Consider the following 25,944-nt stretch of genomic DNA (forward strand, 5'->3'; position numbering starts at 1 on the left):
TACCTCCGGGTATGAAAGTGCACTGACCTCACGAAGTCAATGGTTCGACGTGATCCCGGTCACGTGGCGGGCGATCGGTCGAACGACAGCAGCTCGTGGGCCGGCGCCGGGTTGTCGCGGGTGGCCCGGCAGGTGAGCTGGACCGGATCGGCGCTCGGGGTCGTACGCACCCGCACCGTCCACCGCGCGTCGCCCACCGCGAAGACTGCCTCGGTGACCTCGTCGGCCTTGCGCCGCGACACCAGACGGACGGCATCGTGCCGCGTCTGGCCGAGCTCGCGGCGCAGGGCGATCTCGGCGAACTGGACCGGCATCGCGTACGCCGAGCGTCCGCGCAGGTGGTCCAGGTCGAGCTCGCCGGCGGCGTGCCGATCGGCCACGGTCACGGAGGTGACGGGATCGAGCCGTCCGTAGTAGAGGCCGTGGGGGAGCACCAGCATGTTGCCCGCGAAGCGGTCGCCACCGATGTGCGAGACCTCCCAGGTGTCGTCCGGATGGGCGACCGCGAGGGCTGCCGCGACCGGTCGGCCCCGCTCCGCGCAGCACGCGTCGTGGCGGCCGTGGGTGCACACGCACAGGACCGACGCATCGGACGGGGTCAGTCCCGGGGACCGGCCCTCGCCCAGCGCCGTGAGGTCGAGCTCGAGCAGCGCGTGCGGGTCGTCGAGGACCGTGGTCTCCAACCAGGGCCGCGACGGGTGCGCGAAGGCGGCGAAGACGCGCATCCCGTCCTGACGGACCCGCCGCGCGGGGCGACGGATCAGCAGCGGTCGGACCCGAGCCGCACCGGCTGCCCGGGCCAGGTCGTCGCCCAGTCCGTCGGGGAGGCGGGCGTCCCTCAGGGCGTTGACGCCCCAGGGACCTGGGTGCTCGACCAGCAGGAACGCACGCACGTTCGATGCCGTGCCGGCGGTGGACTCGCCGCGCAGCTCGCTGCCGACGGCACAGCGGAACGCGGGATCGCGTGCGGTCACCGAATGACCTCGAGGAACCCTTCGCGCACGAGGCGGCGGCAGAGCACGAGCCGGCTCTGCTCGTCAAGATGCCCGGCCAGGTCGCGGGGGGCGAGCTCGCGGCGGGCGCGCACCTCGTTCAGTGCGGGACGCAGCCGCGCCGGCATGTCGATCGCGCGGTCACCGAGCAGGACCTCCAGGCGGTCATCGCGCGCGAGCAGCACGCACGGGTGGCCGGGGCGCCGGCGCAGGCGGGTCGTGTCGTCGATGGTCGCGACCGCCAGCACGTCGTGCAGGCCGCCGGCGAGCCGCGGGCTCCGGCTGGTCAGGAAGCGGCGCACCTCGTCCTCGACGCTCGCGGCCGGGTCGAGCGCGCGGATGCGGCCGGCCAGGGTCTCGAGCCGATGACCGAGCTCGTCGGCGAGGTCGGCCGGCTGGTCGAGGTAGCCCGCCGGCAGGTGCTGGTCGGGAACCTCGGCGAGGACGTCGCGGAGGCTGCGCTCGACCAGACCACGCCAGGTCAGCTGGTTGATGCCGATCGTGACGTGGAGCGAGACCGTGTCCTGGGCGCGGGCCGCGTGCGGGGTCCCGGTGGGCAGGTAGACCGACATCCCGGGCTCGAGGAGCAGTTCCTCGGCGCCGTCGGGGCCATGGATCTCCCACTGCTTGGACCCGGCCGTCTGGAAGACGAAGACGTCGTGGGAGTCGGAGTGGACGGCGAACCCCTGGGCGCCGGGCGGCGTGAGATAGGCATTGGCCTGGCACGGGTGGCCGAGCTCCAGCTCCAGCTCGGCGACGAGCAGAGTGATCGGCTCCCAGTAGCGGTGCAGCCCCTGGAGGACGATCGTCGCCCCGCCCTCGAACAGCGCCAGCGCCTTGCGCGGGTCCACGAGGCCGGTCAGCGGCTTGCCGGCCAGGGTCGCTCCGCGGGTGTACGAGGACTCGGCCAGGACCGTCCCGTCCTGGGCCATCCTGATGGACGGGGTGCGGATCGCGGACGACGTGAGCAGGGTGTCGACGTCGTCGAGCGACAGCAGTGCAGTGAGATCGTCGGGATCGGCGCGGTGCAGGTGCGTCTGCGACGCCCAGACCTTCGAGACGAAGGTCTGGGCGTCGCCGCTGAGCAGATCGAGTGCGGAATCAGGCACGGTCAGGACGCGTCGCCGTCCGTGCCGTCGGTCCCGTCACCGTCGGTGCCGTCGCTGTCGGTGCCGTCGCTGTCGGTGCCGTCACCGTCGGTCCCGTCGGTCCCGTCACCGTCCGTCGCGTCGCCGTCCGTGCCGTCCGTCGCGTCGCCGTCCGTGCCGTCCGCGTCTCCGCCGGTCGGGATCGTGCCGTCCGCAGGGCTGCTGGTGGTCATGTCACTGTCGTCGAGCGGCTCATCCGGGGTCGTGGTCATGCGTCCTCCTGGTGCGAAGTGGCCGGCCGCCCGATGTGACGGCCCTCATACAGTCTGGTGGCACCGGCCGACCTCGACAAGGCGACGGCGGTGTCGGCGCGGCACATGGGCCGTCGTCGCGGCGATTCGCGGGAGCAGGAACAATGACGGTCTGACACCTTTCTACGGAGAACACATGACACTTGGGTCCGTCGCGGTCTTCTGCGGCTCCAGCTTCGGCGCCTCGCCCGCGTACGCCGACGCCGCCCGGCTCACCGGCAGGACGCTCGCCGAGCGGGGCATCGACGTCGTGTACGGCGGTGGGCACGTGGGTCTCATGGGCGTCGTCGCCGATGCTGCCCTCGAGGCCGGCGGACGTGTCCTCGGCGTGATCCCGCGCCAGCTGCACGACCGGGAGCTCGCCCACACCGGCCTGACCGAGCTGCACGTCGTGGAGTCGATGCACGCCCGCAAGCAGCTCATGGCCGACCTGTCGGACGCGTTCATCGCGCTGCCCGGCGGCGCGGGCACCCTCGAGGAGGTCGCCGAGCAGTGGACGTGGGCGCAGCTGACCATCCACGCCAAGCCGAGCGGATTCCTCGACGTCGACGGCTTCTGGGCGCCGATGCGGACGATGCTGCACTCGATGGTGAGCGAGGGCTTCGTCCGACCTGAGCAGTCCGGCATCGTGTCCTTCTCCGGCGATCTCGACACACTGCTCGGCATGCTCGCCGCGCCACCGTCGTGGACCGACAAGTGGGGCGGCGACACCACCGGGGCGCCGCAGCCGTGACGGATCGGGTCATCCACGTCGCGGCCGCGCTGGTCGTGGACGATGCGGGTCGCGCGCTGATGGTGCGCAAGCACGGCACCACCATGTTCATGCAGCCCGGCGGCAAGATCGAGGCCGGGGAGAGCCCGCTGGAGGCGCTGCGGCGTGAGCTCGACGAGGAGCTGGGGCTGCGCCCGCCCGCGGACGCCTTCAGCTGGGTCGGCAGGTTCGAGGAGGACGCCGCGAACGAGCCCGGCCACCGGGTGCTTGCCGAGGTCTACGCGCTCATGGTGCAGCACGGGTTGCCCGCGCCTGCGGCCGAGATCGCCGAGAGCCGGTGGGTGGACCCCGGCGATCCCGGCGACATCGACCTCGCGCCGCTGAGCACCCGGGCGCTGTTGCCGATCGTGCGCGCCCGGTCCGGCCGCTAGCGTCCGCGCAGCCGGTCCATCGCCCGGCGGTCGCGCTTGGTGGGACGTCCCGCACCCCGGTCGCGACGGGGCATGACGGCGATCTCCTCCTTGGGCGGCGGCGGGGGAGTCCTGTCCTCGTAGCACTGCACGGCCACCGGTGCGCCGACCCGCTTGACGATGATCTTGGTGACCACGACGATCCGCAGCCCGCCCTCGGTCAGCGCCTCGACACGATCGCCGATGCTGACCGGCTGCGACGGCTTGGCCTTGACCCCGTTGATGCGGACGTGCCCGGCCTTGCACTCCTTGGACGCGATCGACCGGTTCTTGTAGAGCCGGACTGACGAGACCCACACGTCGGCGCGGGCGGTGGTCTCCATGACCTCGACTCTAGACTCACCGCATGAGCAGTGACGACGGCATCGAGGTCATCGAGATCCGGGGCGACATGATCCGACTGGGGCAGTTCCTGAAGTTCGCGGGCTTCGCGGAGTCCGGGGCCCAGGCCGGCGCGATGATCGGCGACGGCGACGTGCTGGTGGACGGCGAGGTCGAGACCCGCCGCGGCCGCCAGCTCGCGAAGGGCATGGTGGTCGAGGTGCGCACCGCCTCGCAGACCCTCGTCGCCGAGGTCGGCTGACATGGCCCGCCTCGAGCTCGGACTCGACACCTTCGGCGACGTCACGGCCGGCCCGGACGGGGCACCGTTGCCGTACGACCAGGTGATCCGCAACATCGTCGACCAGGCCGTGCTCGCGGACGAGCTGGGCCTGGCGTTCTTCGGGGTGGGGGAGCACCACCGCGATGACTTCGCGGTGAGCGCGCCCGAGGTGGTGCTGGCCGCGATCGCGTCGCGGACGACGCAGATCCATCTCGGCACCGCGGTCACGGTGCTCAGCTCCGACGACCCGATCCGCGTCTACGAGCGCTTCGCGACCCTCGACGCAGTGTCCGGCGGCCGGGCCGAGGTCATCCTGGGCCGGGGATCGTTCACCGAGTCGTTCCCGCTCTTCGGGCTCGACCTCGGCCAGTACGAGGAGCTGTTCAGCGAGAAGCTCGACCTCTTCGCGGCCCTCCGCACCGAGGGCCCGGTGACCTGGCAGGGCACGCTGCGCCCGCCGCTCGTCGACCAGCACGTCTTCCCCAAGACCGCGGCCGGCACCGTCATGACCTGGATCGGCGTCGGCGGCAGCCCCGAGTCGGTGATCCGCGCGGCCCGCTACGGCATGCCGCTCATGCTCGCGATCATCGGCGGTCCGCCCGCGCAGTTCGCGCCGTACGCCCAGCTGTACCGCCAGGCGCTCGAGCAGCTCGGCCGGCCGCGGCTGCCGATCGGCGTCCACTCGCCCGGACACGTCGCCGACACCGACGAGCAGGCGCGCGAGGAGCTGTGGCCGCACTTCGCGGTGCAGCGCGAGCGCATCGGCCGCGAGCGGGGTTGGCCGCCGCCGACCCGGGAGGAGTTCGAGGCTGCCGCCGGGCCCGAGGGCGCGGTGCACGTCGGCTCGCCGCAGACCGTCGCGGACAAGATCATCCGCAACGTCCGACTGCTCGGGCTGGACCGCTTCGACCTCAAGTTCAGCAACGGCACGCTCCCGCACGACAAGCTCATGCGCAGCATCGAGCTGTACGGCCGCGAGGTCGCGCCGCTCGTGCACGACGCTCTGGGCTGAGGCCGGGATCAGCCCACGGCCATCGTCGCGGGGAACACCTTCCACGCGTCGTCGACGCGGCGCACGCGCACCAGCTCCTGCAGGGCGTCCTTGCCGCGGCGGTAGGAGATGCGGACCGTCGCGTCCTCGTCGACCCGTGACACCACGGCGTACGTGAACGTGGCCGGACGGAGACCTTCGTCGCGGTAGGCATCGCGGACGCTCACGACGTCCTCGCAGCGGATCTCACGGGGGTCGACCGTCACCCTGCGCAGCGCGGCGCAGTCACCGGTCGCGTACGCCATCGTGGCGGCCCGGACGGCGTCGACCGGATCGGGCCCCTCGAGGTGGTGGCGCACCAGGCGTCCGGCGCCGACGGCGAGCACGACCGCCACCGCGAGTGCCACCACCTGCAGCACGCGTCGACCCATGCGACTCCTCCCCGTCTTTCGGGCTCGACCGTATCCGGAGCGGGTGCCACTGACGGGACGCGCCTCAATAGAGTGGTCACGTGGAGGACACCGGACGGACCATCGAGATCGTGCCGGACCGTGACCGTCCCTCGGCGTTCACGCTGCGCATCGACGGGACCGACCAGTCGTACGTCGACCTGGACGACCCCCGCCGGCTCGAGTTCGACTACATGCAGCGGATCGCCGACGTCATCGACGCCCACGGTGAGGCGGGGGCCCCGCTGCGGTGCGTGCACATCGGTGGCGCGGCCCTGACGATTCCCCGCTACGTCGCCGCGACGCGGCCGCGGTCGTCGCAGACCGTGCTCGAGCCGGACGAGCAGGTGACCGCGCTGGTGCGCGAGCGGCTGCCGCTTCCCCGTCACAGCGGCATCAAGATCCGCCCCGTCGACGGTCGCAGCGGCATCGCGGCGATGCGCGACTCGCTCGCCGACGTCATCGTGCTGGACGCCTTCGACGGCGCCCGCATCCCGGCGGAGCTGACGACTGCGGAGTTCTTCGCCGACCTCGGACGAGTCGTGACCGATGACGGTCTCGTGCTGCTCAACATCGCCGACAAGGCGCCGTTCCCGTACGCGCGGCGGGTCGTCCGCGGTGTCTGCGACGTCTTCGCCCACGTGATGATCAGCGCGGAGCCGGCCACGCTCAAGGGCCGACGGTTCGGCAACGTGCTGGTTGTCGCTTCGCAGGCCCCGCTGCCGTGGGAGGCGCTCGCGCGACGAGCCGCGAGCTCGCCGTTCCCGTACCGCGTGCTGCCCTATCGCGACGTCGTGACGACGTTCGCCGCCAAGGCGCCGTTCACCGACTCCGACTCCGAGCGGTCCCCGGCACCGCCCGGCGGCGCCACCTTCTTCAGCTGACCCCCGAGTGGCGCACACCAACCCGCGAGTGGCGCAGAAGTCGACGACACGCCGTCCCATTTTCTCCACTCCGCGCCAGTCGCGGATCGGGTTGCGCCAGTCGCGGGTTGGGGTGCGCCAGTGGGTCAGGTGGAGGCGATGGCCTCGACGATCTTGTCCTCGCCCTTGTTGACCGCCTTGATGACCGCGTCGTAGTCGCCCTTGTCGATGGCCTTGGAGATGTGCTTGCTCGCGCGGTCGAAGGCCCTGTCGATGCGGTCGAGATAGAGGTCGTCCACCACGGCCACGACGGCCGAGGAGCCTTCAGGCAGCCACTCCTGCGCATCGACGCCGATCTCGTTCTCCTCGTGGCGCTTGAGGATCTCCCCGGTTCCCGCGCCGACGGCGGCGCCGACCACGCCCGCGATCAGCAGCGGGGGTGCGAACAGCCCGACCACGACCCCGCCCACCGCGCCGATCGCCGTCCCGTAGCGCACGAGCTTGCCCCCGTGCTCCTTGGCCTCGACCTTGCCCTCGTCGTCCCGTGACAGCACCACGGCCGCCACGATGTCGAGATCGTCGAGAGACTTGAGCGCCTTGAAGTCCTCCGTCGCGGCGGACTGGTCGTCGTAGGCGGCCACGAGGAGCGAGTAGTTGCGTTCGGTCATGATGCATTGCCTTTCGGTCGTACGTGGTGGGCGGTGGTGGGGGCGGTCAGCCCGCCGGCAGCCAGGTCCTGGCCGCGGAGACCAGGGCCGTCACGCCGATGCCCACGGTCGGGTCGATCGCCGGCGCGTACTTGGGGGAGTGGTTGGACGGGATCGTCCGCAGGGCCGGGTCGTCCATCCCCCCGGTCGTGAAGATCGAGGGATCCGTGCCACCCAGCAGCCAGTACGACAACGGTGCGTTCGCACTGGTCGCGAAGATGCCGACGTCCTCGCTGCCGCCCGCCGCGCCGGGATCGATGATGTTCTCTCGGCCCAGCCAGGGCGCGAAGCCGTCGAGGGTCCGGTGCAGCGCGGCGGCGTCGTTGGTCACGACCGGGAACTGCTCGATCTCCTCGAACGGCGGCTGCTCGGGAGCCCCTGCTGCGGCGGCCACCCCGTCGACGATGCGGGTCACGCTGTCGAGGATGTGCTGGCGGACGGCCGGCGCGTAGCTGCGGATGTTGAGCAGCAGCACGGCCTCGCCCGGGATGACGTTGGCGGCGTCACCGGCCTTGAGCGAGCCGACGGTCACGACAGCGACGTCGGTGCTCGCCAGCTCGCGGGACACGATGGTCTGCAGGCGCAGGACGATCTCTGCGGCCATCACGACGGGATCGACCGAGTTCTGCGGCATCGAGCCGTGGGCGCCCCGGCCCACCACACGCACCCGCAGGGAGTCCGAGGCCGCGTAGGCGGCGCCCGCGTGCGCGGCGACCATCCCGGCAGGGAGGGGCGCCACGTGCTGGCCCAGCACGACGTCGGGCGTCGGGAACCGGTCGTAGAGTCCGTCGTCGACCATGGCCTGCGCGCCGGCACCGAGCTCCTCGGCGGGCTGGAAGACCAGCATCAGCGTCCCGGCCCACGACGAGGTGTCAGCCGCCAGCACCTGCGCGGCGCCCAGCAGGCACGTGACGTGCAGATCGTGGCCGCACGCGTGCATGACCGGGACGACCTTGCCCTCCCCGTCGGTCGCCGTGACGGTGCTGGCGTAGTCGAGGCCGGTGTCCTCGTGGACCGGCAGCGCGTCCATGTCTGCGCGCAGCAGGGCGGTCGGGCCCGCGCCGTTGCGCAGGACACCCACGACACCGGTACGTCCGACACCCGTGGTGACCTCGACGCCGAGCTCCTGCAGGCGCGCGGCGATGATGCCGGTCGTGCGGGTCTCCTGGAACCCGAGCTCGGGATGGGCGTGGAGGTCCTTGTAGAGATCGCTCCACGCGGGATCGACGGGAAGAATGGTCTGGGCGGCGGTGGCGGTCATCGTGCGGCTCCTGTCGGGGTCTGCGTGCCGAGGGCCTGGGCCTTGATCGACTCGTACTCGCCCTGCGTGATGGTGCCCTCGTCGAGCAGGGCCTTGGCCTTGGCGATCTCGTCGGCGGGAGAGCTCTGCCGCGCCGTGGCCCGGATGTAGTCGTCGGTCGCACGCTGGGCGTCCGCAGCGCGCTTCTGTGCGCGCTCCTGCATGCCCCGGCCGCGTGCGATCAGGTAGACCAGGATCGTCAGGAACGGCAGCAGCACGAGCAGCACGACCCACAGCGCCTTCCACCATCCGCTCAGCTCGTGATCACTGAACAGGTCACTGATCACCGCGAACAACGCGAAGACGTAGACGACGAACGCGAGGACGGTGAACACCGACCAGACCAGGTCCCACCCGTCGTAGCCGAATGCTGACATGACAACCCCGATTTCCCTCGGTGGACGTTGGGGCACCAGCGTCGCGGCTGTCGCCGACGATCGTCAGGGCACAACGTCCTTCCGCGACCGGGCGGGGATCAGCGGACGGTGACCCGGCCGTCGTCGACGTCCCAACGGGCATCGAGCTCGACGTTCTCGAGCAGGCGACGATCGTGCGAGACCAGCAGGAGGGCCCCGCGGTACGCCGCGAGTGCCTGCTCGAGCTGCTCGATCGCGGGGACGTCGAGGTGGTTGGTGGGCTCGTCCAGCACCAGCAGGTTGACCCCGCGTGCCTGGAGCAGGGCCAGCGCCGCCCGCGTGCGCTCGCCCGGCGACAGCCGGCCGACCGGGACCGTCACGTGGTCGGCCTTGAGCCCGAACTTGGCCAGCAGGGTGCGGACGTCGGCGGGTGACATGTCGGGCACCGCCAGCTCGAACGCGTCGCTGAGCACCACGTGGTCCGCGAGCACCGTGCGGGCCTGGTCGATCTCGCCGATCGCGACGGACGCTCCCAGCGACGCCGTTCCGGCGGCGGGGGCCTCCCGGCCGAGCAGGACGCGCAGCAACGTGGTCTTGCCGGCGCCGTTGGGCCCCGTGATCCCGATGCGGTCACCGGCAGCGACCTGCAGCGAGACCGGCCCCAGGGTGAAGTCGCCGTGGCGGACCACGACGTCGTTGAGGGTCGCGACGACCGCGCTGGACCGGGGAGCCGCAGCGATCTGCATCTGCAGCGCCCACTCCTTGCGCGGCTCCTCGACCTCCTCGAGCCGGGAGATGCGCGACTCCATCTGGCGCACCTTCTGCGCCTGCTTCTCCGACGACTCGGTCTGGGCGCGCCGACGGATCTTGTCGTTGTCGGGGGCCTTCTTGATCGCGTTGCGGACGCCCTGTGAGCTCCACTCGCGCTGCGTGCGCGCCCGGGAGACCAGATCGGCCTTCTTGTCCGCGAACGCGTCGTACGCCTCGCGGGCATGGCGCCGCGCGATGTCGCGCTCCTCGAGGTACGCGTCGTAGCCGCCGTCGTGGACGCGCACCTGGTCCTGGGTCAGGTCGAGCTCGACGACGCGGGTGACGCAGCGGGCCAGGAACTCGCGGTCGTGGGAGACCAGCACGACGCCCGAGCGCAGACCGCGCACGAACGCCTCGAGCTGTGCGAGCCCGCCCAGGTCCAGGTCGTTGGTCGGCTCGTCCAGCAGCACCACGTCGAAGCGGCTGAGCATGAGGGCCGCGAGAGCTGCCCGGGCGGCCTGACCGCCGGAGAGCTCGGTCATCAGGGCGTGCGGCCCCACGGTCAGCCCCACCTCGCGCAGAGCGGCGGGCAGCCGGTCCTCGAGATCTGCGGCGCCGCTGGCCAGCCATCGGTCGAACGCCGCGGCGTAGCGGTCGTCGGCGTCCGGGTCCCCGTCGCCGAGGGCGGCTGCGGACGACTCCATCGCGGCGGTCGACTCGGCTGCGCCCGTGCGCCTGGCGATGTAGCCGCCCACCGTCTCGCCGGGGATCCGCTCGTGCTCCTGCGGGAGCCAGCCGACGAACGCATCGGCGGGGGCGAGCGACACCGAGCCCTCGAGCGGGGCGTCCACCCCCGCGAGCAGACGCAGCAAGGTGCTCTTGCCGGCCCCGTTGGCGCCCACCACGCCCACGACGTCACCCGGTGCCACCGTGAGATCGAGCGCCGAGAAGAGGGTCCGGTGGGCGTACCCGCCGGCGAGGTCCTTGGCCACCACGGTTGCGCTCACGGCACGATCCTACGAGTCGGCTACGCCTCCAGTGCGCCCGCCAGCGCGTCGACCGCGTGGTCGATCTCGTCCTTGGTGATGACCAGCGGGGGAGCGATGCGCAGCGTGCGCTCGTGCGTCTCCTTGCACAGCACGCCGCGGTCGCGCAGCGCCATCGACACCTCGCGGCCGGTCTTGGCCAACGGGTCGATGTCGACGCCGGCCCAGAGCCCGCGACCGCGCACGCTGGCGACGCCCTTGCCGACGAGCTCGTCGAGGCGTCCGTGCAGGTAGCGCCCGAGATCGGCGGACCGCTCCTGGAACTCGCCGGTCGCGAGCAGTCCCACCACGGCGCGTCCGACCGCGCAGGCCATGGGGTAGCCGCCGAACGTCGATCCGTGCTGACCGGGCTTGAGCACTCCGAGCACGTCCGCGCGCCCGACCACGGCCGAGACGGGGATGATGCCGCCGCCGAGCGCCTTGCCCAGCGTGTAGAGATCGGCGCGGACGCCGTCATGGTCGAGAGCGAACAGCTCGCCCGTGCGGGCCAGCCCGGCCTGGATCTCGTCGTCGATCATCAGCACGTCATTCTCGTCGCAGAGCTGGCGGACGCCCGCGAAGAAGCCTGACGGGGGCACGATGACGCCGGCCTCGCCCTGGATCGGCTCCATGAGGATCGCGGCGGTGTTGGGGGTGATCGCGGCGCGGATCGCCTCGAGGTCGCCGTAGGGGACCGTGACGAAGCCGGGCGTGAACGGCCCGTAGTTGTCGTGCGCGGCCGGATCGTCCGAGAACGACACGATCGTGGTCGTGCGGCCGTGGAAGTTGCCCGTGGCGACGATGATCTCGGCGGCGTTGAACTCGACGCCCTTGACCTCGTACGCCCACTTGCGCGCGACCTTGATGGCCGACTCGACCGCCTCGGCGCCGGTGTTCATCGTCAGCACGGTCTCGGTGCCGGTCAGCTCGGCCAGCTCACGGCAGAACGCGCCGAACTGGTCGTTGTGGAATGCGCGCGACGTGAGCGTCAGCCGGTCCATCTGCTCACGGGCGGCCTGCACCAGCACGGGGTGGCGGTGCCCGAAGTTGAGCGCGGAGTAGCCCGAGAGGAAGTCGAGGTAGCGGTTGCCCTCGACGTCGGTCACCCACGCGCCCTCCGCCTCGGAGATGACAACAGGGAGCGGGTGATAGTTGTGCGCTCCCCATTCCTCGTCGAGCGTGATGTACGAGGAGGTGTGTCCATGATCTGCCATGTCACACACGCTACAAGCCGAGGCGGCCAGGTCGCAGCCACCAGCGGCGCGCCGGCCCGGCGGGACGCGGCCCGAGCCCGAGGTCGCGGGCCGGATGAGCCGGACCGCAGGCTAGCCTGAGGTCGTGACCGACCCCGCTCTCGCCGACGCGCTGCGTCCGCTCGGCGGTCCGGTGCGCCTCGCTCGTTCTCTTGCCGCGGCGCTCACGTGCGTCGGCGCGGCGGCGACCGGCCACGTGGGTTCTGGGGGTCCGATGCCGGCCGCATCCGTCGTCGTGGTGTTCGTGGGTGCGGCGACGATCGCGTGGCTCCTGACGGCCCGGCGGGTGACCCCCGGACAGATGGTCGGCCTGCTGACCCTGTGCCAGGTCGGTGTCCACCTGTCCGGATCGAGCGGCGACATGGTCATGTCCCCCCAGATGATCGGCGGCCACGCCGCTGCGGTCGCGGTCAGCGCCCTGCTGCTGGCTCGTGGCGAGGCGCTGGCCTGGCGGCTGGCCGAACGTCTCGGCCTGCGGGCCCACACCACCGTTGTCGTGACGGGCCCGCCGCACGCTCCGGTCGCATTGCCGTCGTTCGCACCACGGCAGCTGCACGACGTACGTCTCGCGCACTCGCGCGTCGTGAGAGGACCGCCGACCGGATCGTCCTGATCCGTTCCGCACATCCCCTCACAGAAGAGAACTTCCATGCATCGCACCACCGCGCGGCTCAGCGCCGCGCTCATCACCGCTGCCCTCGTGGCAGTGGCCGCCCCCGCCTCCGCCCACGTCGGCGTCTCGTCGACGGACGCTGCGCAGGGCGGATTCGGCAAGGCCGTGTTCCGCGTGCCCAACGAGTCCGACAAGGCAGCGACGACCAAGCTGGTCGTCACCTTGCCGGAGAAGACCCCGTTCGCGTTCGTCACGGCCGGCGCCAAGCCCGGGTGGAAGGTCGAGATCGGCAAGGAGAAGCTCGCCGAGCCCACCAAGGTCGGCGACTTCGAGCTGACCGAGGTGGTCCGCACGATCACCTGGACCGCGACCGACGGCGGGATCCCGACGAGCCAGTTCGACGAGTTCGCGATCTCGGGCGGGCCGTTCCCCGACGAGGACTCGATCACCTTCGCGGCCGAGCAGACGTACGACGACGGCGAGGTCGTCAGCTGGGACGACGTCCAGAAGGGCGACACCGAGCCGGAGCACCCCGCGCCCACCATGACGCTCGCCGAGGCGTCCGACGACGGCCACGGTGGGGCCCACGCCGCGGACGACACGGACGAGGCCTCGGCCGACACGGACGCCGACGACTCCGACGACGACCTCGCGACGTGGCTCGCCGGGGCCGCGCTCGTGGTGGCCGTGGGCGCGCTGGTTGTGTCGCTGAGACACAATCGACGTCGTGCGTAAAGACGTCCTCCTCCGCGGGGTCCTCGTGGGTCTCGCCGTGCCCGTCCTGCTGGTGACGGGCGGCCTCGGGTCGGGGCCGGCCGGCGCCCATGCGGCGCTGATCGGCTCCGACCCGGAGTCCGGCTCGACCCTCGCGGCGGCCCCGACCACGATCACCCTGCGGTTCAACGAGGCGGTCGGCAATCCCGCGTTCGTCGCCGTGACCGCCCCCGACGGATCGAAGGTCGAGGTGTCGGACATCTCGGCGGTCGACCGGACCGTGGAGGCGACGGTCGAGGACGTCGACCAGAGCGGACGCTACTCGGCGGCGTACCGGATCATGTCCACCGACGGGCACCCGGTCACGGGCACGATCACGTACGACGTGGCCGCAGGACGCGCGGTGGCCCAGGCCGACAAGCCGCAGGAGCAGACCTTCCTGCACCGCCACCGAGGGCACCTGCTCTGGGGAATCCTCGCCGCGGTGGTCGCGGTCGTCCTGTTGCTGGCACCTGTGAGGAGGCGTGATGACGCAGACCGTGCGTGACACCGCTGCCGGCTTCGTCATCGCCGGCCTCGCCCTGCTGTTCTTCCTCGTCGTCGGCGGGGGAGCACCCCAACCCGTGCCCGAGGGTCTCCCCGACCCCGGCGGCCTGGTCGGCTGGTCCATCCCGTTCATCAAGCTCGTGCTCGACCTCTCCGCGCTGCTGGTCGTCGGCTTCCTGGTCGCCGCGGTGTTCCTGCTGCCGTCGGGCGAGCCCGAGGTGCAGGGGCTGTCCGTCCAGGCGACCCGGCTCGCCTCGCGCTGGGCAGCGGTCTGGTCGATCGGCAGCCTCGTCTACTTCATCCCCAAGGTTGCCGACGTCTTCGCCAAGCCGATGGGCAGCCTGTCGTACGCGGAGGTGAGCGGTTATGCGGGCACGTCCGACGGCCGGGCGATCCTCCTGCAGGCGCTCGGCGCGGCCCTCGTCGCGATCGCGGCCCGCTGGACCCTCTCGATCCGCGGCCTCGCCGCGATCCTCGGACTGGCGCTGGCGACGCTCGCACCGATCGCACTGACCGGGCACGCGGCCGGCTCGGGCTCGCACGACCTGGCCACCACCAGCCTGTTCCTGCACGTGCTGGGCGTGACCCTGTGGGTCGGCGGGCTCGCGGCTCTCGGCTGGGTCGCGATGCGCGGCAGCAAGCGCCTCGAGCCCGCGATCACGCGCTACTCGTCGCTGGCCCTGTGGGCGTTCGTCATCGTGGGCGTCTCCGGCGTCGTCAACGCGACCGTGCGCCTGCGGTCGTTCGGCGACGTGTTCGGCGAGACGTACGGCCAGCTGGTCGTCGCGAAGGTCGTCGCGCTCGTGCTGCTCGGTGTGTTCGGCCAGCGCCAGCGCCGCCGCATCGCCGCCGCGGGCGGGGGCTTCCTGCGCATCGCGGTCGTCGAGCTGTTCCTGATGGGCGCGGCCATCGGCCTCGCGGTCGCGCTCTCGCGCACGCCCACCCCCGTGGGCGAGGACGTGCTCAAGACCCCCGTCGAGGAGCTGTTGGGCGGTCCGATGCCGGACGCGCCCACGATCATGCGGCTCCTGTGGGGCTTCGCCGGCAACGGCGTCGGCCTCGCGATCGTGGGCCTCGGCACCGCGCTCTACCTGCGTGGCGTCTGGGCGATGCGCAGGCGCGGCGACGCGTGGCCGGTCGGCCGGACCCTCTCGTGGCTCGCGGGCATGACCGCCGTCGCATGGGCCACGTTCGGCGGCCTGGGGGAGTACTCCCACGTCCTGTTCAGCGCCCACATGGCCTCGCACATGCTGCTGTCGATGGTCGCGCCGATCTTCCTGGTCCTCGGCGCTCCCGTGACGCTCGCGCTGCGTACGCTGCCGGGTCCGCGCCAGCCGGGGGAGGTCTCGCCGCGCTCGATGCTGCTGGGCTTCCTGAACTCGCGCTACTCCACGTTCATCACCCACCCGCTCGTCGGGCCGGTGCTGTTCGTGGGCAGCCTCTACGGCCTGTACTTCACCGGGATCTTCGAGACGCTCATGGGCAACCACTGGGGTCACCCGATCATGGAGCTGCACTTCCTGGCCGTGGGCACGCTGTTCTACTACGTCCTCATCGGGATCGACCCGTCGCCGCGCAACCTGCAGCCCATCGCGCGGTTCGGGATGCTGTTGGTGACGGTGCCGTTCCACGCGTTCTTCGCGATCGCGGTGATGTCGTCCAACACGGTGTTCGCCCTGGACTACTGGAAGGCGCTCGACCGTCCGTACCGGACCGACCTGCTGGCCGATCAGTACCTCGGCGGCGGGATGGCGTGGGCGATGGGCGAGATCCCGCTCGTGCTGGTCATGATCGCGATCCTGTTCCAGTGGTTCCGGTCCGACACGCGCGAGGCCAAGCGCTACGACCGGGCCGAGGACCGCAACGAGGACGCGGCGCTCGAGGCGTACAACGCACGGCTGCGCGACTTGGCCGAGCACGGCCGGCGCCGCGAGCCCTGAGCCCCCACGAACGACGACGGCGGGACCCCCGAAGGGATCCCGCCGTCGTGGTCGACGTCAGACTCAGAAGATGATCTGGCCGCCGGAGGTTGCTGCGGTGAAGCGCTCCTGGGCGTCGGCCCAGTTGACGATGTTCCACCACGCCTTGACGTAGTCGCCCTTGACGTTGAGGTAGTCCAGGTAGAACGCGTGCTCCCACATGTCCAGCTGCGTGATCGGGATCAGCGTGGCCGGGATGTTGTTCTGCTGGTCGAACAGCTGCACGACGACGAGCTTCTGTCCGAGCGTGTCCCACGTGAGGATCGCCCAGCCGGAGCCCTGCAGACCGAGGGCCGTGGCCTCGAACTGCGCGCGGAACGCATCGAACGAGCCGAAGTCCTGGTCGATCGCTGCCGCGAGCTCACCCGTGGGCTTGTCGCCGCCGTCGGGGGAGAGGTTCTTCCAGAAGATCGAGTGGTTGATGTGACCACCGAGGTGGAAGGCGAGGTTCTTCTCCAGCACGTTGATGTTGCCGAAGGACTGCTTCTCGCGGGCCTCCTCGAGCTGCTCGAGCGCCTGGTTGATGCCGGCGACGTAGGTGGCGTGGTGCTTCGAGTGGTGAAGCTCCATGATCTTGCCCGAAATGTGCGGATCCAGAGCGCCGTAGTCGTACGGCAGGTCCGGAAGAGAGTAGACAGCCACGTTCCTCCTCGGGATGAGGGCACCCTTGTGCCCTGCTGTGAGTTGTTCGGGGTTCAACGTCCAGTCTGTCAGTCCTGTTCCCCGATGCAACGGGGGTGCCCACGTCGTGGTCGCGAGGGCCGTGTCCGCGACAAGGCCGTCTGGTGCCATGACCTAGTCTGTCTGTGGACATTCGGGGGCTCGAGACGACGTGAGGAGGCGGTTGGCGTGAACGATCGCGTCCTCACGATCCCCAACGCCCTGAGCTTCGTACGACTGCTGCTCGTGCCGGTGTTCCTGTGGCTCGTTCTCGGCCCCGAGAAGGACGGGCTGGCCCTGCTGGTCCTCATGGTCTCGGGCATCACCGACTACCTCGACGGCAAGCTCGCTCGCACGTTCAACCAGACGTCCAAGATCGGCGCGATCCTCGACCCGGTCGCCGACCGCTTCTACATCCTCGCGGTCGTGATCGGCCTCGGCTTCCGCGACATCATCCCGTGGTGGCTGGCCGTGATCCTGCCGCTGCGCGACGTCTTCCTGTTCAGCCTGGTGCCCTTCCTGCGCACCCGTGGCTACAGCTCGCTGCCCGTGCACTTCCTCGGCAAGGCCGCCACCGCGAGCCTGCTCTACGCCTTCCCGCTCCTGCTGCTCGGTGACTCGACGGGCACGGTGGCCGACCTCGCGAACGTCTTCGGCTGGGCGTTCACCATCTGGGGCGTCGCGCTCTACTGGTGGGGCGGCATCCTCTACGCATTCCAGGTCAGGCGGCTGCTGACGACGACCGACCGCGTCGTCCGGAGCTGACCGTGGGCGAGCCGGACACCGCGAACCGGGCAGAGGGCCTGCTCGAGCAGATCGCCGACACCGCGCTCGACGACGACTACTACGTCGTCCGTTCCGGGCCCGGCGCGCAGAAGCGACAGTTCAACACGGTCCTGACCGGGGTGGTGATGGCGGTCTTCGCCCTGCTGGTCGCGGTCGCCGCGATCCAGACCCGTTCGGACCGTCCCGCGACCGAGCGCGAGCGCGCGACGCTGATCGACGACGTCGACGCCCGCAAGGAGACCCTCGCCGACCGCGAGGCGACCGCCGTGCGCCTGCGGGCCGAGGTCAACGCGCTGCAGGGGCAGGTGGACAGCTTCGACCCGGCCTACCAGGAGCTGCGCCTCGTGGCCGCGGACGTGGGGGCGACCGGGCCGGGCGTCACGGTGCGGGTCACGCCCAACCCGAACGACGACATCGACGGCCAGATCCGCGACCAGGACCTGCGGGTGCTCGTCAACGGGCTCTGGTACGCCGGGGCGGAGGCGGTGTCGATCAACGGCAACCGCATCGGCACGCTGTCGGCGATCCGTTTCGCCGAGAGCGTGATCAAGGTCAACTACCGCGGCATCGCACCGCCGTACGTCGTCGAGGCGATCGGCGACGAGGACACCATGGCCGAGCGCTTCGAGGAGAACCCCGCCGGTCGATACTGGGTCAAGAGACAGCAGGATGCGGGCGTGGGCTTCGACGTGTCACGATCATCTGAGCTGCGCGTCGGGGTGGTCCCGAAGCCGCGGCTCACGATCCGTCATGCCACCGCCATCAAGGGGGAAGAATGATCCCGGTCATCGGGCTCGCGATCGGCGTCATCGTCGGTCTGGCGTTCCAGCCGACCGTGCCGGCGGATCTGCAGCCGTACCTTCCCATCGCGATCGTGGCCGCCCTCGACGCAGTGGTGGGTGCCCTGCGCGCCCTCGGCGAGCGCCGTTTCGAGGACCGGGTCTTCGTGGTGTCGTTCATCTCCAACGTCGTGATCGCGGCGTTCATGGTCTACCTCGGCGACCAGCTGGGCGTGGGCTCGCAGCTGTCCACGGGTGTCGTGGTCGTGCTCGGCATCCGCATCTTCGCCAACGCCGCAGCCATTCGTCGACGGATCTTCCATGCCTGAGACTCCGCGCAAGCGCCGCTCCCTGTTCCGGGTCAGCGTCTCCCAGCTCGTGGTGGCCGCCCTCATCGGCGGCCTGGCGTTCGCGATCACGGTCCAGGTCCGCAACGACGACTCCGACGACTACTCCGGTGTCCGCGGCGACGAGCTCGTCGAGCTGCTGAAGTCGCTCGACTCGGCCAACGAGCGGCTCAACAGCCAGATCGACGAGCTCACCACGACACGCAACGGGCTGCTCAGCAGCACCCGGCGCAGCAAGCGGGCCCAGGAGCAGGCCGCGAAGCGGGCCGAGGAGCTCGCGATCCTGGCCGGCAGCGTCGGCGCCTCCGGCCCCGGCATCGAGGTCGTGGTCCAGGACCCCGAGGAGCGGATCGACGCGGCAGCGATGCTCGACGCGATCGAGGAGCTCCGCGACGCGGGCGCCGAGGTCATCGCCATCAACGGCGTCGCCCGCGTGGTCGCGCAGACGTACTTCCTGGACGACGAGAACCAGATCCGGGTCGGCGGGCGCGAGGTCAAGCGGCCGTACCGGATCGAGGTGATCGGCGACTCGGCCAGCCTCGCCGAGGCGGTACGCTTCCCCGGCGGGCTCGTCGACGGGCTGGAGAATCGCGGCGCGACGGTGATCGTCAACCAGAAGGACAAGGTCACCATCACGGCGTTGGCCGACGTCAAGAGCCCGGAGTACGCTCAACCCACATCCTGACCCGGCAAGGAGCTGCACGGTGATTCCTGAGGACCTGTTTTACAGCGAGGAGCACGAGTGGGTGCGCCTCGACGCGGACATCGCCACGATCGGCATCACCGACTTCGCGCAGGACCAGCTCGGCGACATCGTCTACGTCGAGCTGCCGGCCGTCGGCGACCGGGTCGACTCCGGATCGGTGATCGGTGAGCTGGAGTCCACCAAGTCCGTCAGCGACATCTACTCGCCCCTGACCGGTGAGGTCGTCGCCCGCAACGACGCCCTCGACGGCAGCGCCGAGGTCATCAACTCCGATCCGTACGGAGAGGGCTGGCTCATCAAGGTCCGCGCCCTCGACGACGACCCCACCGCCTCGCTGCTCGAGGCCGAGGCGTACGCCGCCCTCACCGCCGACTGACCAGCCCCGACGAAGCGCGGACTCGTGTCCACCGTCGGGTGCTAGGTTGGACATCAAGTCTCCACCAGCACTCAAGGTCGAACCCCCAGGAGTAATGCCGATGTCTACGCCGGACCACGAGCCCGACGCTGAATCGACTGAGCGCGGAGCCGACGCGCCCCAGCCCGTGAGCGATCACACGACTCACATCCCCATCCTGGACGCCGACACCGAGGAGATGTCCGCCTCGGACGTCTCGGCGGTGGAGAACCTCCCGATGGGCAGTGCGATGCTGCTGGTCCAGCGGGGTCCCGACTCCGGCGCGCGCTTCCTGCTCGACCGCGATGTCGTGACGGTGGGCCGCCACCCCGACAGCGACATCTTCCTCGACGACATCAGCGTCTCGCGTCGCCACGCGACCTTCACGCGCTCCGGATCGGGCTACTCGATCGCGGATCTCGGCAGCCTCAACGGCAGCTACGTCAACCGCGACCGGATCGACGGCGAGGTCACGTTGTCCGGCGGCGACGAGGTCCAGATCGGCAAGTACCGCCTCATCTACTTCTCCGGCGCGCCGAGGACGAAGGCGTGACCCAGCCGCTGCCGGAGCTGTCGAGGCTCGGGATCGGCAAGGTGCTCGACGAGCTCCTGCCCGAGTTCCCCGACCTCACGATCACCAAGATCCGCTACCTGGAGTCCGAGGGACTGCTCGAGCCCGAGCGCACCCCGTCGGGCTATCGCAAGTTCTCGTTCCACGACGTCGAGCGTCTGCGCTTCATCCTGCGCCAGCAGCGGGACAAGTTCTGGCCCCTCGGGCACATCCGCCAGGTCCTCGACGACATGGACCGGGGCGTCGTCCCCGACACCCAGCAGGCCGCCAAGACGCGCATCCCGCACCTGAGCCTCGCCGAGGACGGCCTGCCCGACGAGAAGTCGTTCCTCGAGGGCACGAGCACCGTGCGCCTGTCGCGCGCGGAGCTGATCGAGTCCGCCGGCATCGACGAGGCGACCCTCGACGCGATCGAGGAGTACGGGCTCATCAAGCGGCGCAAGTCCCAGACGTACTACGACGGGACCGCCCTGCAGATCGCCGCGCTGGTGGGGGAGTTCGCCGAGCTGGGCCTCGAGCCGCGGCACCTCAAGATGTTCAGCGCCGCAGCCGACCGCGAGGTCGCGCTGTTCGACCAGGTCGTCTCGCCGCGCTCGCGTCAGCTCGACAAGGACGCGGCCGAGCGCACGATCGCGGGCCTGGCCGCGCTGTCCATCCGTCTGCAGGCCGTCCTGGTCAGAAGTCGACTGCGCGGTTGAGCTGATGCGCGAGGTCGAGGTCGTGGGCGTCCGGGTCGAGATGCCGACCAACCAGCCGCTGGTGCTCCTGCGAGAGCTCGAGGGCAGTCGTTACCTCCCCATCTGGATCGGTGCGGTCGAGGCGTCCGCGATCGCGTACGCCCAGCAGGGCACCGAGACCACGCGGCCGCTCACCCACGAGCTCATGCAGCACCTGGTGCTGGCCCTCGGCGACGAGCTGGAGGAGGTGCGCATCACCGACGTCAGCGACGGGATCTTCTTCGCCGAGCTGGCCTTCGCCTCGGGCGTCAAGGTCGAGGCCCGGCCCTCGGACTCCATCGCCCTCGCCCTGCGCGCCGGAGCACGGATCGTGTGTGCCGAGGACGTCCTCGACGAGGCGGGGATCGCCTCGACGACCGAGGAGGACGAGGAGATCGAGAAGTTCCGCGAGTTCCTGGACGACGTGACGCCCGAGGACTTCCAGGAGTGAAGCCTCAACCTTCGAGTGAGACTTCAGAAATCAACACGCCGACTCGCACGCTCGGTCGTTGACCCGGCAAACTCTCACCCCTACCTTGAGAGTGCTGCCGAAGGTACACGGATGTAGTTCTGTGACGGTAGTCTTCCCCCATACCAGCTTTGGAAGGCCGTTTCGGATGATCGAGTCGCACGACAACGACACCACCGCCTCAGACGCGGCAGCGGAGGCCAGCGATCAGGGCCTGCTGTTCAACGACGACGTCTCCCCGCTGCCCGAGGACGCGGGCTTCCGCGGTCCGACCGCCTGCAACGCCGCCGGGATCACGTACCGCCAGCTGGACTACTGGGCCCGCACGAAGCTGGTCGAGCCCACGGTCCGCTCCGCGACCGGCTCCGGCACGCAGCGCCTGTACTCGTTCAAGGACATCCTGCTGCTCAAGATCATCAAGCGGCTCCTCGACGCCGGCGTCTCGCTGCAGCAGATCCGCATCGCGATCGACCACCTGCGCGTACGCGGCACGGATGACCTGACCCAGGTCACGCTCATGAGCGACGGGGCGAGCGTCTACGAGTGCCGTTCGGCCGATGAGGTCATCGACCTCCTGCAGGGCGGCCAGGGCGTCTTCGGCATCGCGATCGGCGGTGTGTGGAAGGAGATCGAGGGGTCGTTGCACACGCTGCCGAGCGAGCGCGCCGTCGAGATCCCGGCTGCCGACGACGAGCTCGCGGCACGACGTCGCGCGCGTCTGTCCAGCTGACCGGATCTCCGCAGGTGCGCGACATCACGTGATCGCGTCGGTCACACTGCTGCGTGGTTGGTAGGCTGGCCACGCTGTCGACCGCGCGTGGGAGAGATCGCCCAGGCGGCGCCGAAGGGGCAATTCCTCCCCGGAACCTCTCAGGCACCAAGGACCACGCGACCGAGGCAATTCTGGAGCACCCGGCCGTTCGCGGCATGGCGTGACAGAAGGGGAGGCGTCGCCCGACCACGCCTCGACCCTTCGGAGCCCTCCGTGTCCCACGCCTTCTCCAGCCGTCACATCGGCCCCACCCCGTCCGACCAGGACGCCATGGTGCGCCGGGTCGGCTACGACTCGCTGGACGCGCTCATGCAGGCCGCCGTCCCTTCGGGGATCCGCAGCACGTCCGCCCTGGGCCTGCCCGCCGCGCAGACCGAGACCGAGGCGCTGTCGACGCTGCGGGCGCTGTCCGAGCGCAACAACCCCGGCGTCGCCATGATCGGACTGGGCTACCACCCGACCGTGACGCCCGCGGTCATCCGGCGCAACGTGCTCGAGGATCCGTCCTGGTACACCGCCTACACGCCGTACCAGCCGGAGATCTCGCAGGGCCGGCTCGAGGCGCTGATCAACTTCCAGACCCTGATCTCCGATCTCACGGGTCTGCCCACGGCCAACTCGTCGCTGCTGGACGAGGGCACGGCCGTCGCGGAGGCGATGACGCTGATCCGCCGCGCGACGAAGGGCAAGGACCAGCTGCCGATCGTCATCGACGCAGGGCTGCTGCCGCAGACGCTGGCGGTCACACACACGCGCGCCGAGGCCCTCGGGATCGATCTGGTCGAGGCCGACCTGGCGGGCGGGGTGCCCGACGTCGAGGCGGCCGGCACGATCATCGCGTACCCGCGCGCGGACGGACAGATCGTCGATCCGCGGCCCGCGATCGAGGCTGCGCACGCGAACGGCGGGCTCGCCGTGGTGGTGGCCGACCCGCTCGCGCTGGTGCTGCTGTCCTCGCCCGGCTCGCTCGGCGCGGACGTCGTCGTCGGCTCGACCCAGCGCTTCGGGGTGCCGATGTTCTACGGCGGACCCCACGCAGGCTTCATGGCGGTGCGGCAGGGCCTCGAGCGGCACCTGCCCGGTCGCCTGGTGGGCGTCTCGGTCGACAGTGCGGGCCGTCCGGCGTACCGCCTCGCGCTGCAGACCCGCGAGCAGCACATCCGGCGTGAGAAGGCGACCTCCAACATCTGCACCGCGCAGGTGCTGCTGGCGGTCGCGGCCTCGATGTACGCGGTCTACCACGGTCCCGACGGGCTGCGGCAGATCGCCTCGGAGGTCAATGCCTCCGCGCGGCTGTTGGCCGCAGGACTGCGGGACGGGGGAGTCGAGGTCGCCGAGGGCGGCTTCTTCGACACCGTGATCGCGTCCGTCCCCGGCTCGGCTGCGGACGTGGTGGCCAAGGCACGTGAGGCGGGCATCCACCTGCGCCTGGTCGACGAGGACCACGTGGGGGTCTCGACCAGCGAGACCACGACGCGGGCGCATCTCGAGGCGGTCTGGAACGCGTTCGGCGTCTCCGCGGTGGACGAGGCGCCCGAGTCGCTGCCGTCCGAGCTGCTGCGCACCGACGACATCCTGACCCACCCGGTGTTCCACGAGCACCACAGCGAGACCCAGATGCTGCGCTACCTCAAGAAGCTCAGCGACCGCGACTACGCGCTCGACCGGGGCATGATCCCGTTGGGCTCGTGCACCATGAAGCTCAACGCGACCGCCGAGATGGAGCCCATCAGCTGGCCCGGCTTCGCCGACCTGCACCCGTTCGTGCCGGCCGAGGACGCCGCCGGGATGATCGAGCTGATCGAGACCTTGGAGTCGTGGCTGGCCGAGGTGACCGGCTACGCGGGTGTGTCGATCCAGCCCAACGCGGGCTCGCAGGGTGAGTTCGCGGGCCTGCTGGCGATCCGGGCGTACCACCGCAGCCGGGGTGACGAGCACCGCACGGTGTGCCTGATCCCGAGCTCGGCCCATGGCACCAACGCCGCGTCTGCCGTCATGGCCGGCATGCGGGTCGTGCTGGTGAAGTCGACCGACCAGGGCGAGGTCGACCTCGACGACCTGCGCAAGCAGTGCGACGCACACAGCGACGACCTCGCCGCGATCATGGTCACCTACCCGTCGACGCACGGCGTCTACGAGCACGGGATCACCGAGCTGTGCGAGATCGTGCACGGCCACGGCGGCCAGGTCTACGTCGACGGCGCCAACCTCAACGCGCTGCTGGGTCACGCCCAGCCCGGCGTGTTCGGCGGCGACGTGTCGCACCTCAACCTGCACAAGACGTTCTGCATCCCGCACGGCGGCGGTGGACCGGGCGTGGGACCGGTCGCGGTGGCCGAGCACCTCGTGCCGTTCCTGCCGACCCACCCGCTGCACCCCGTCGAGAGCAAGCGCGAGGGCGTCGGCGCGATCAGCGCGGCGCCCTACGGATCGGCCGGCATCCTGCCGATCCCCTACGCGTACATCGCGATGATGGGCGCCGAGGGACTGACGGACGCGACCTCGGTCGCCGTGCTGTCGGCCAACTACATCGCCAAGCGCCTCGAGAGCGCGTTCCCGGTGCTCTACACGGGCGACAGCGACCTCGTTGCGCACGAGTGCATCCTGGACCTGCGCCCGCTCACGAAGGCCGCGGGGCTCACGATCGACGACGTCGCCAAGCGGCTCATCGACTACGGCTTCCACGCGCCGACGATGAGCTTCCCGGTGCCCGGCACGCTCATGGTCGAGCCGACCGAGTCCGAGGACCTGGCCGAGCTCGACCGGTTCTGCGACGCGATGCTGGCCATCCGCGCCGAGATCGACGACGTCGTGGCGGGGAAGTGGCCCGAGGGCGACAACCCGCTGGTGCACGCGCCGCACACGATGCGGACGCTGCTGGACTGGCAGCACGCGTACGACATCGGCACGGGGGCCTTCCCGGCCGGATCGGTCGACGACAAGTACTGGCCGCCGGTGGGCCGCATCGACCAGGCCTACGGCGACCGCAACCTCGCCTGCTCCTGCCCCCCGGTCGAGGCCTTCGCCGACTGAGCCGCGCCCGCCCCGTCCGCTGAGGCGCGCCTCCGGTCCGCTCAGGGGAGGCCCCCGTCCGCTGAGGGGAGGGTCCGGTCCGCTGAGGGGAGAGTTTGCGTCCGCTGAGGGGAGAGTTTGCGTCCCGCGTCAGCGGACGGGAGGCCCGCGTCAGCGGACGGGAGGCCCGCGTCGGCGGACGGGAGGCCCGCGTCGGCGGACGGGAGGCGCGCGTCAGCGGTGGGGGGCGGGGTGGGGGTGGGTCGTGGTCCACCAGGTGAGGATCTGGTCGACCACGGGGCCGGGGGTCTTGGCCCAGCGGACGTGGTCGGTGCTGCCACCCTCGGGCGCGGCGTCCCGGGTGTAGACCCAGCGCGTCGTGACGTCAGGGTCGAGGAAGCGTGCCACGAACGCCTTGTTGGCCGTCGACACCGCCAGCGCGTCGCCCTGCAGCTGAATGACCAACGAGGGCGTACGCACGGTGCCCTCGGCCGGGAACGGGGGCGTCCCGGTCCGCATGAAGCCGGCCCACTCCGTCATGAGCGTACGAGCGCCCGGCGCGCCGAAGAACGGCTTGGGGACGTGGCCGAGGAGGCGCGACACCACGGGCACCGCGAGGCTGAGCACCAGCAGCGGGACCCCGCCGTAGGGGTAGTGGCGAAAGTGCGGCACGCCCGCACCGACCGAGACGAAGCCGTCGCTCGGCGGGTGGTTGAGCTCGTGGCCCAGGCAGAACTGGGAGCCGAGGCTGTGCCCGAAGACGATGACCGGCCGGTCCGGCTGGTCGGCCCGAGCCTTGCCCACCGCGTCGGCGATCTGCTGGATGCCGTCGTCGTAGCTCCAGTCGTGCTCGCGGCTCGCGGTGGGCTCCCCGCGCTCGAAGCCGCGCGTCGGCAACGCCTGCGCCTCCCAGCCGCGCTCCTCGAACGCGGCCACGAGCGGTCGGTAGAAGCCCGACGGCACCGCCATCGCGGCGGAGATCAGGACGAGAGGTGCGGTCACGTCGTCA

Annotated in this window: 31 protein-coding genes and 1 riboswitch; of the genes, 19 read left to right on the forward strand and 12 right to left on the reverse strand. The window is 70.7% G+C overall.

What is annotated here, in order from left to right; genetic code table 11:
• Positions 1–59 precede the first annotated feature (59 nt).
• The 3 genes from GEV27_RS09365 to GEV27_RS09375 are packed head-to-tail and all read right to left on the reverse strand — an operon-like array spanning position 60 to position 2,352.
• On the reverse strand, positions 60–974 hold the full coding sequence (locus tag GEV27_RS09365) for a sucrase ferredoxin (RefSeq protein ID WP_309222142.1): 915 nt from the start codon (positions 972–974) through the stop codon (positions 60–62).
• Positions 971–2,101 (reverse strand): JmjC domain-containing protein, encoded by a 1,131-nt coding sequence (locus tag GEV27_RS09370; protein ID WP_309222143.1) that lies wholly within the window; start codon positions 2,099–2,101, stop codon positions 971–973. The genes GEV27_RS09365 and GEV27_RS09370 overlap by 4 nt, the downstream gene beginning before the upstream one ends.
• 2 nt (positions 2,102–2,103) lie before the next feature.
• Positions 2,104–2,352 carry a hypothetical protein gene (locus GEV27_RS09375; protein ID WP_153934117.1) on the reverse strand — a complete coding sequence of 83 codons (249 nt, stop codon included), beginning with the start codon at positions 2,350–2,352 and terminating at the stop codon, positions 2,104–2,106.
• A gap of 175 nt (positions 2,353–2,527) precedes the next feature.
• Between GEV27_RS09375 and GEV27_RS09380 the strand changes: the two genes are divergently transcribed.
• Positions 2,528–3,124, forward strand: a complete 597-nt coding sequence (locus GEV27_RS09380) for a TIGR00730 family Rossman fold protein (protein ID WP_153934118.1) — start codon at positions 2,528–2,530, stop codon at positions 3,122–3,124.
• A complete protein-coding gene (locus GEV27_RS09385; protein ID WP_309222144.1) occupies positions 3,121–3,534 on the forward strand; it encodes an NUDIX domain-containing protein in 414 nt (137 codons plus the stop codon). The genes GEV27_RS09380 and GEV27_RS09385 overlap by 4 nt, the downstream gene beginning before the upstream one ends.
• On the opposite strand, the gene GEV27_RS09390 is transcribed toward GEV27_RS09385, so the two are convergent.
• Complete coding sequence (locus tag GEV27_RS09390) at positions 3,531–3,896, reverse strand: RNA-binding S4 domain-containing protein (protein WP_153934119.1); 366 nt, start codon at positions 3,894–3,896, stop codon at positions 3,531–3,533. The two genes, GEV27_RS09385 and GEV27_RS09390, sit on opposite strands and share 4 nt — an antisense overlap.
• A gap of 23 nt (positions 3,897–3,919) precedes the next feature.
• Between GEV27_RS09390 and GEV27_RS09395 the strand changes: the two genes are divergently transcribed.
• Entirely contained in the window at positions 3,920–4,156 is a 237-nt protein-coding gene (locus GEV27_RS09395) for an RNA-binding S4 domain-containing protein (RefSeq protein WP_153934120.1), read from the forward strand.
• 1 nt (position 4,157) lies between these two features.
• Entirely contained in the window at positions 4,158–5,189 is a 1,032-nt protein-coding gene (locus GEV27_RS09400; protein ID WP_153934121.1) for an LLM class flavin-dependent oxidoreductase, read from the forward strand.
• Positions 5,190–5,197: 8 nt separating this feature from the next.
• On the opposite strand, the gene GEV27_RS09405 is transcribed toward GEV27_RS09400, so the two are convergent.
• Entirely contained in the window at positions 5,198–5,599 is a 402-nt protein-coding gene (locus GEV27_RS09405; protein ID WP_153934122.1) for a hypothetical protein, read from the reverse strand.
• Between the two features lie 80 nt (positions 5,600–5,679).
• Here GEV27_RS09405 and GEV27_RS09410 point away from each other — a divergent pair, with 80 nt between their 5' ends.
• Positions 5,680–6,501: a fused MFS/spermidine synthase gene (locus GEV27_RS09410; protein ID WP_309222145.1), complete on the forward strand. Its 822-nt coding sequence runs from the start codon at positions 5,680–5,682 to the stop codon at positions 6,499–6,501.
• Positions 6,502–6,626: 125 nt separating this feature from the next.
• Here GEV27_RS09410 and GEV27_RS09415 read toward each other — a convergent pair whose 3' ends face one another.
• The 5 genes from GEV27_RS09415 to rocD all read right to left on the reverse strand — a co-directional run bounded on the left by GEV27_RS09415 (position 6,627) and on the right by rocD (position 11,832).
• Positions 6,627–7,148: a DUF1269 domain-containing protein gene (locus GEV27_RS09415; RefSeq protein WP_153934123.1), complete on the reverse strand. Its 522-nt coding sequence runs from the start codon at positions 7,146–7,148 to the stop codon at positions 6,627–6,629.
• Between the two features lie 46 nt (positions 7,149–7,194).
• The gene (locus GEV27_RS09420; protein ID WP_153934124.1) at positions 7,195–8,448 is read right to left on the reverse strand and encodes an amidohydrolase; all 1,254 of its coding nucleotides are present in this window, start codon (positions 8,446–8,448) and stop codon (positions 7,195–7,197) included.
• Positions 8,445–8,864: an SHOCT domain-containing protein gene (locus GEV27_RS09425; RefSeq protein ID WP_153934125.1), complete on the reverse strand. Its 420-nt coding sequence runs from the start codon at positions 8,862–8,864 to the stop codon at positions 8,445–8,447. Before GEV27_RS09425 ends, GEV27_RS09420 begins: the two co-directional genes overlap by 4 nt.
• Positions 8,865–8,962: 98 nt before the next feature.
• The gene (locus tag GEV27_RS18250) at positions 8,963–10,600 is read right to left on the reverse strand and encodes an ABC-F family ATP-binding cassette domain-containing protein (protein WP_309222146.1); all 1,638 of its coding nucleotides are present in this window, start codon (positions 10,598–10,600) and stop codon (positions 8,963–8,965) included.
• Between the two features lie 20 nt (positions 10,601–10,620).
• Positions 10,621–11,832, reverse strand: coding sequence for an ornithine--oxo-acid transaminase (gene rocD / locus GEV27_RS09435; RefSeq protein WP_153934126.1), 1,212 nt, complete (start codon positions 11,830–11,832; stop codon positions 10,621–10,623).
• Positions 11,833–11,956: 124 nt separating this feature from the next.
• Between rocD and GEV27_RS09440 the strand changes: the two genes are divergently transcribed.
• Genes GEV27_RS09440 through GEV27_RS09455 form a run of 4 tightly spaced genes read left to right on the forward strand, consistent with a single transcriptional unit; the run spans position 11,957 to position 15,684 of the window.
• Complete coding sequence (locus GEV27_RS09440) at positions 11,957–12,484, forward strand: hypothetical protein (RefSeq protein ID WP_153934127.1); 528 nt, start codon at positions 11,957–11,959, stop codon at positions 12,482–12,484.
• Between the two features lie 36 nt (positions 12,485–12,520).
• Positions 12,521–13,219, forward strand: coding sequence for a YcnI family protein (locus tag GEV27_RS09445; RefSeq protein ID WP_153934128.1), 699 nt, complete (start codon positions 12,521–12,523; stop codon positions 13,217–13,219).
• Entirely contained in the window at positions 13,212–13,745 is a 534-nt protein-coding gene (locus tag GEV27_RS09450) for a copper resistance CopC family protein (protein ID WP_153911251.1), read from the forward strand. Before GEV27_RS09445 ends, GEV27_RS09450 begins: the two co-directional genes overlap by 8 nt.
• On the forward strand, positions 13,726–15,684 hold the full coding sequence (locus GEV27_RS09455; protein ID WP_153934129.1) for a cytochrome c oxidase assembly protein: 1,959 nt from the start codon (positions 13,726–13,728) through the stop codon (positions 15,682–15,684). Before GEV27_RS09450 ends, GEV27_RS09455 begins: the two co-directional genes overlap by 20 nt.
• Before the next feature lie 63 nt (positions 15,685–15,747).
• On the opposite strand, the gene GEV27_RS09460 is transcribed toward GEV27_RS09455, so the two are convergent.
• Complete coding sequence (locus GEV27_RS09460) at positions 15,748–16,365, reverse strand: superoxide dismutase (RefSeq protein WP_194839799.1); 618 nt, start codon at positions 16,363–16,365, stop codon at positions 15,748–15,750.
• A gap of 207 nt (positions 16,366–16,572) precedes the next feature.
• On the opposite strand from GEV27_RS09460, the gene GEV27_RS09465 reads away from it, so the two are divergent.
• The 10 genes from GEV27_RS09465 to gcvP all read left to right on the forward strand — a co-directional run bounded on the left by GEV27_RS09465 (position 16,573) and on the right by gcvP (position 24,956).
• On the forward strand, positions 16,573–17,148 hold the full coding sequence (locus tag GEV27_RS09465) for a CDP-alcohol phosphatidyltransferase family protein (RefSeq protein ID WP_243838673.1): 576 nt from the start codon (positions 16,573–16,575) through the stop codon (positions 17,146–17,148).
• Positions 17,149–17,150: 2 nt separating this feature from the next.
• Complete coding sequence (locus GEV27_RS09470; protein WP_153652767.1) at positions 17,151–17,948, forward strand: DUF881 domain-containing protein; 798 nt, start codon at positions 17,151–17,153, stop codon at positions 17,946–17,948.
• Complete coding sequence (locus GEV27_RS09475) at positions 17,945–18,277, forward strand: small basic family protein (RefSeq protein ID WP_153652766.1); 333 nt, start codon at positions 17,945–17,947, stop codon at positions 18,275–18,277. Before GEV27_RS09470 ends, GEV27_RS09475 begins: the two co-directional genes overlap by 4 nt.
• Complete coding sequence (locus GEV27_RS09480; protein WP_153652765.1) at positions 18,270–18,980, forward strand: DUF881 domain-containing protein; 711 nt, start codon at positions 18,270–18,272, stop codon at positions 18,978–18,980. The genes GEV27_RS09475 and GEV27_RS09480 overlap by 8 nt, the downstream gene beginning before the upstream one ends.
• A gap of 19 nt (positions 18,981–18,999) precedes the next feature.
• Entirely contained in the window at positions 19,000–19,377 is a 378-nt protein-coding gene (gene gcvH, locus GEV27_RS09485; protein WP_153652764.1) for a glycine cleavage system protein GcvH, read from the forward strand.
• 100 nt (positions 19,378–19,477) lie between these two features.
• Positions 19,478–19,948, forward strand: coding sequence for an FHA domain-containing protein (locus tag GEV27_RS09490; protein WP_208430822.1), 471 nt, complete (start codon positions 19,478–19,480; stop codon positions 19,946–19,948).
• Positions 19,945–20,664: a MerR family transcriptional regulator gene (locus tag GEV27_RS09495; protein WP_208430938.1), complete on the forward strand. Its 720-nt coding sequence runs from the start codon at positions 19,945–19,947 to the stop codon at positions 20,662–20,664. The genes GEV27_RS09490 and GEV27_RS09495 overlap by 4 nt, the downstream gene beginning before the upstream one ends.
• A 4-nt stretch (positions 20,665–20,668) precedes the next feature.
• A complete protein-coding gene (locus GEV27_RS09500; RefSeq protein ID WP_153934132.1) occupies positions 20,669–21,133 on the forward strand; it encodes a bifunctional nuclease family protein in 465 nt (154 codons plus the stop codon).
• 166 nt (positions 21,134–21,299) lie between these two features.
• Positions 21,300–21,881 carry a MerR family transcriptional regulator gene (locus tag GEV27_RS09505; RefSeq protein ID WP_153652761.1) on the forward strand — a complete coding sequence of 194 codons (582 nt, stop codon included), beginning with the start codon at positions 21,300–21,302 and terminating at the stop codon, positions 21,879–21,881.
• Positions 21,882–21,959: 78 nt separating this feature from the next.
• A riboswitch (glycine riboswitch) is annotated at positions 21,960–22,048 on the forward strand.
• An 88-nt stretch (positions 22,049–22,136) separates the two neighbouring features.
• On the forward strand, positions 22,137–24,956 hold the full coding sequence (gene gcvP, locus GEV27_RS09510; RefSeq protein WP_309222147.1) for an aminomethyl-transferring glycine dehydrogenase: 2,820 nt from the start codon (positions 22,137–22,139) through the stop codon (positions 24,954–24,956).
• 213 nt (positions 24,957–25,169) lie between these two features.
• Here the strand turns inward: gcvP and GEV27_RS09515 are convergent, their stop codons facing one another.
• On the reverse strand, positions 25,170–25,937 hold the full coding sequence (locus tag GEV27_RS09515; RefSeq protein ID WP_309222148.1) for a serine aminopeptidase domain-containing protein: 768 nt from the start codon (positions 25,935–25,937) through the stop codon (positions 25,170–25,172).
• Positions 25,938–25,944 lie beyond the last annotated feature (7 nt).

It is taken from the genome of Aeromicrobium sp. S22 (assembly GCF_009661045.1).
Taxonomy (GTDB): Bacteria; Actinomycetota; Actinomycetes; order Propionibacteriales; family Nocardioidaceae; genus Aeromicrobium; species Aeromicrobium yanjiei.

Excerpts from the sequence above, each read along its gene's own strand:
- GEV27_RS09415 (WP_153934123.1), bottom strand. The coding sequence starts at position 7,148 with ATGACCGAACGCAACTACTCGCTCCTCGTGGCCGCCTACGACGACCAG.
- GEV27_RS09375 (WP_153934117.1), bottom strand. The coding sequence starts at position 2,352 with ATGACCACGACCCCGGATGAGCCGCTCGACGACAGTGACATGACCACC.
- GEV27_RS09505 (WP_153652761.1), top strand. The coding sequence starts at position 21,300 with ATGATCGAGTCGCACGACAACGACACCACCGCCTCAGACGCGGCAGCG.
- GEV27_RS09400 (WP_153934121.1), top strand. The coding sequence starts at position 4,158 with ATGGCCCGCCTCGAGCTCGGACTCGACACCTTCGGCGACGTCACGGCC.
- GEV27_RS09380 (WP_153934118.1), top strand. The coding sequence starts at position 2,528 with ATGACACTTGGGTCCGTCGCGGTCTTCTGCGGCTCCAGCTTCGGCGCC.
- GEV27_RS09490 (WP_208430822.1), top strand. The coding sequence starts at position 19,478 with ATGTCTACGCCGGACCACGAGCCCGACGCTGAATCGACTGAGCGCGGA.
- GEV27_RS09480 (WP_153652765.1), top strand. The coding sequence starts at position 18,270 with ATGCCTGAGACTCCGCGCAAGCGCCGCTCCCTGTTCCGGGTCAGCGTC.
- GEV27_RS09455 (WP_153934129.1), top strand. The coding sequence starts at position 13,726 with ATGACGCAGACCGTGCGTGACACCGCTGCCGGCTTCGTCATCGCCGGC.
- GEV27_RS09425 (WP_153934125.1), bottom strand. The coding sequence starts at position 8,864 with ATGTCAGCATTCGGCTACGACGGGTGGGACCTGGTCTGGTCGGTGTTC.
- GEV27_RS09395 (WP_153934120.1), top strand. The coding sequence starts at position 3,920 with ATGAGCAGTGACGACGGCATCGAGGTCATCGAGATCCGGGGCGACATG.
- GEV27_RS09500 (WP_153934132.1), top strand. The coding sequence starts at position 20,669 with ATGCGCGAGGTCGAGGTCGTGGGCGTCCGGGTCGAGATGCCGACCAAC.
- rocD (WP_153934126.1), bottom strand. The coding sequence starts at position 11,832 with ATGGCAGATCATGGACACACCTCCTCGTACATCACGCTCGACGAGGAA.
- GEV27_RS09445 (WP_153934128.1), top strand. The coding sequence starts at position 12,521 with ATGCATCGCACCACCGCGCGGCTCAGCGCCGCGCTCATCACCGCTGCC.
- GEV27_RS09420 (WP_153934124.1), bottom strand. The coding sequence starts at position 8,448 with ATGACCGCCACCGCCGCCCAGACCATTCTTCCCGTCGATCCCGCGTGG.
- GEV27_RS09405 (WP_153934122.1), bottom strand. The coding sequence starts at position 5,599 with ATGGGTCGACGCGTGCTGCAGGTGGTGGCACTCGCGGTGGCGGTCGTG.
- GEV27_RS09390 (WP_153934119.1), bottom strand. The coding sequence starts at position 3,896 with ATGGAGACCACCGCCCGCGCCGACGTGTGGGTCTCGTCAGTCCGGCTC.
- GEV27_RS09475 (WP_153652766.1), top strand. The coding sequence starts at position 17,945 with ATGATCCCGGTCATCGGGCTCGCGATCGGCGTCATCGTCGGTCTGGCG.